The 3,900-nt window shown below is 54.4% G+C and carries 3 protein-coding genes; all 3 read left to right on the top strand.

The window, feature by feature from the left end; all coding sequences use genetic code 11:
* Positions 1-142: 142 nt before the first annotated feature.
* Positions 143-556, top strand: a complete 414-nt coding sequence (locus P8Z34_17075; protein MEJ2552386.1) for a DUF2892 domain-containing protein — start codon at positions 143-145, stop codon at positions 554-556.
* Between the two features lie 472 nt (positions 557-1,028).
* A complete protein-coding gene (locus tag P8Z34_17070) occupies positions 1,029-2,417 on the top strand; it encodes a sigma-54 dependent transcriptional regulator (GenBank protein MEJ2552385.1) in 1,389 nt (462 codons plus the stop codon).
* Positions 2,414-3,900 (top strand): PAS domain S-box protein (locus P8Z34_17065; GenBank protein ID MEJ2552384.1); only part of this gene is annotated, 1,487 nt, incomplete at its 3' end. The genes P8Z34_17070 and P8Z34_17065, both read left to right, overlap by 4 nt.

Here is a 3,900-nt window from a genome sequence, read left to right as displayed (position 1 = left end):
ATTTTTTGTTTGTAGGCGACGAATGAACGATAAATGACGTGCGCATGGCATGTTCGCTGCAGTATTCAAGATTGAGATCACGGTGTACGGCCCGTGATCGATACACAACGCGATTGGAGTCATGTTAATGGAGGTGAGTACCATGAGCAGGATCAGAGGAAGAGTTGCTCCAGTGGAAAACATCGGACTGGTCGATCGTATGATCAGGTTCGTCGGCGGTGGCGCCGTGATGACGTTCGGCATTCTTAAGATCGTGTTGACAGGGCACGATGTGATATCGGCTGCGGCCATTCTCTTGGCTGTTTATCCCTTGATGACCACTGTTGTGGGTTGGGACCCGATTTACCAGCTTTTCGGGGGCAGAAGCTGCAGCCTGAAAGGAGGACGCAATCAATGCGGAACCTTACCGTATGAGATCGATGCGGTGCTTGGCCATAATCCGGAGCCGGATGAAGGTTTCGAGTACGACCACAGTCTGGCAGGATCGCATCATACGTATAGCACGGCGGAGCGGGAGGCGGCTGTGAATGCGGAAGCATGGCGGCAGGCGGCATGAGAGCCGTGCCTTTGAATAGACCCCCCGGCCACAATACCTCACGGGATTGCGGCCGGGGCTGGTCCGCGACCGGTCGGCGCGCTGATTCAATAGTGGTATGTCCCGGGCCGCCGCGAACGATCGCCAGGAATATGCAACTATTCGTATATGAATATAATAATATGTATATGGGGTATATACCCGAAATTATCCAATCGGATAACGGAATGAATCCTTTCGGATACCCGGGCAAGGGCGGTATATTTCCCCGGAAAAATTTTCAAATAAGTTTAAATAGATAGCTCATTCTTGATTGAATAATCGCCTGGTATAAGAATTGCTTTTGGTTGATCAAGGATAAGTGGGTGGCCTCATCATCGGCTGCAGCGGGATCCGCGATTACGGTAAGTGCTTCAGCGTGACGGTGAGGGGGTAAATAAAATTAGCTCGAGAACCGGATATATTCCGTGAATTGCGAGTAGAGTCCATATCCATGAAACCAACAACAGCAACAATCATGGTGGTCGATGACGACCCGGATATAAGGCTGATTCTAGAGGACCGTCTGGAGGCCCTCAATTATCGCGTCAAGAGTGCGGCAAACGGCGCAGAGGCCCTGGAAAGGGTTGCCCAGGAGGAGCCCGACCTGATGTTCCTCGACTTGCAGATGCCCGGAATGGACGGCATGCAGGTATTGCGCAAGCTCAGGGATCACCCCGATCTCGAGATCATCATCATAACCGCTTTTGGTACCATCGAGAAAGCGGTGGAGGCGATCAAGGAAGGCGCCTTCGATTTCATCACAAAACCTTTCTCGGCAGAGCATCTCGACCTCGTCATCAAGAAAGCGCTTGAGTGCAAGCAATTGCGCCAAGAAAACACTTACCTCAAATCGGAGATGAATGCGTCCGCCGTTGAGATCGTAGGAAAGAGTCCACAATTTCTGAAAGCCGTCGAGATTGCGCGAAAAGTCGCCGCGACCCCTTCGACTGTTTTGCTGCTCGGAGAGAGCGGTACTGGCAAGGAGGTCTTCGCGCGTTCGATTCATCGTTGGAGTCCCCGGGTGCAGGCGCCTTTCGTAGTCGTCAATTGCGTCGCGCTTCGCGACGAGCTACTCGAGAGCGAACTGTTCGGCCACGAAAAGGGGGCCTTCACGGGGGCCCACGAGATGAGAAAGGGAAAACTGGAGATTGCGAACGGCGGGACCGTGTTCCTGGACGAGATCGGGGACTTCAAACCTGATCTGCAGGCCAAGCTTCTCAGAGTCCTCCAGGAACGGGAATTTGAACGCGTGGGAGGGAATAAGCATATCCATGTCGACATCCGCATTATCGCGGCGACTAACCGTGATCTCCAGCGAGATGTTCAAGAAGGTCGTTTTCGGGAAGATCTGTTCTTTCGTCTCAACGTGATCACGATTTCTCTCCCGCCGCTGCGGGAGAAAAAGGAAGATATTCCCGCTCTGGCGGATCTTTTCCTGCGCCGATGTTGCCGCATCCTGAAGAAACCCGTGCTGAAGTTCTCTGCGGCGGCAATGGATCATCTCATGGCCTATCACTGGCCCGGCAATGTCAGGGAGCTGGCGAACCTGATCGAACGTGCGGTGATCCTGGCGACGGGTACGGAGATCGTGCCGGAAGACCTGCCGTTGCTGCGCGTCAACAATTCAAGTTCAGACAATTCTGCGGTAGACTCACAGGAACAGACCTATCACGCCGCGATTCGCGCGTACCAGAAACAGGTAATCAGGCAGGCGTTGCAGAGCACCGCGGGCAACCAAGCCAAGGCTGCCCGTCTTCTGGGCCTGCAGCGGACTTATCTTTCCCGCCTGATTCGAAAGCTGAACATTCTGGGTACCGACGGCTCCAATGGCACGGCGTGAACACCTTGGATATTCCGATTAAACAAGCGACGGCCCACCGGGCCTGGGATCTGATTTGGGAACATGTCCCGGGGGGACGCACTCTCACTGATCAGGAGTGGAGTGCGCGACATCGCGCGATTCTCAAGCTGCTTTGGTTGCATGTCGTTGGCTTGTCGGCCTTCGGGATCTACCAGGGTTTTCCTCCCCTTCAAAGCCTGGGTGGGGGCTTGTTAATCGCCGCCATTGGGTTGGTGGCGAGTTGGAACAGGATAGGCCGCAGGCTGCGCTCGGCGATCGCCGGACTGGGATTGATGACATCCGCCGCGGTGCTCATTCATTTTTTTAATGGATATGTCGAGGCTCATTTCTATTATTTCGTCGTACTGATTGTCATCGCGATGTACGAAGACTGGATACCTTATGTGCTCGCCGTCTTCTTCGTAATTATCCAGCACGGTCTTGGCGGGCAACTCTATCCGTACGCGGTATACAACCATGAATTCGCCATTACCTATCCTTGGATGTGGGGTTTGATCCTGGCTGGGTTCATTTCGCTGGAGGGCGTGGCGCTCATAACATTTTGGAATATGCGCGAGCGCATGCGGGCGCGTTCCGAGGTGGTGTTGAATTCGGCGGGCGAAGGTATTGCCGGCTTGGACCTCGGCAGGCATATCACCTTTGCAAATCCAACCTTGTTACGCATGACGGGCTATTCCCAGGAGGAGCTTGCCGGCCGCCGCTTCGATGATTTGCTGACGCATGGTGATGGAGTACCGCCGGCTTGCTGGTTTGATCCGATCTTCAAGTCTGGCGACGGACGCTCTTGTTCCTGCGACAGCATGGTGGTCATGCATCGTGACGGTACGAGCATGCCCGTCGATCTGGTCTGCAATCCCATCTGCAAACGCGGTGCGGTCATCGGCAGCGTGGTAACCGTGAAGGACGAAACCGTCCGCAGGCAGGAGAAGGCGGCGTTGCGCGAAAGCGAGGAGCGTCTGCGTCAGATGGCGGAGACCATCGCGGAAGTGTTCTGGATGTCGACTCCTGAAAAGGATCGGATGATCTACATCAGTCCTGCCTACGAAACGATCTGGGGTCGAACGTGTAAGAGTCTTTATAAAAATCCTCTGTCATGGGTGGAGAGCATACATCCGGCGGACCGGGAGCAGGTCAGGACCGCCGCGCTGGAAAAGCAGGTAAGTGGCGACTATGATCAAGAGTACCGCATCGTGCGGGGCGACGGTGCGATTCGTTGGATACGTGATCGGGCCTTTCCCGTTCGAAATGAACGCGGGGAGATTTACCGTATCGCGGGTGTCGCCACGGATGTCACGGATAGGAAAGAAGTGGAGCAACAAATCCGGCGGGCAAACAGGAGGCTGGATGAGCTGAATGCGACCCTTGAAGATAACGTCAAGTCGAGAACCCGCGAACTTGCCCAGCTCATCTCCCAGCTTCGCAATGAGAAACATAAAACAGAGAGGATTATTCACGAGATTAC

This window comes from Anaerolineales bacterium (genome assembly GCA_037382465.1).
Taxonomy (GTDB): Bacteria; Chloroflexota; Anaerolineae; order Anaerolineales; family E44-bin32; genus WVZH01.
The sequence above is the reverse complement of the archived record's forward strand: the minus strand, read 5'-3'. Positions and strand labels throughout refer to the sequence as shown.

Bases quoted from the DNA above. Each gene is read 5' to 3' on its own strand.
- P8Z34_17075 (MEJ2552386.1), top strand. From the start codon at position 143: ATGAGCAGGATCAGAGGAAGAGTTGCTCCAGTGGAAAACATCGGACTG.
- P8Z34_17070 (MEJ2552385.1), top strand. From the start codon at position 1,029: ATGAAACCAACAACAGCAACAATCATGGTGGTCGATGACGACCCGGAT.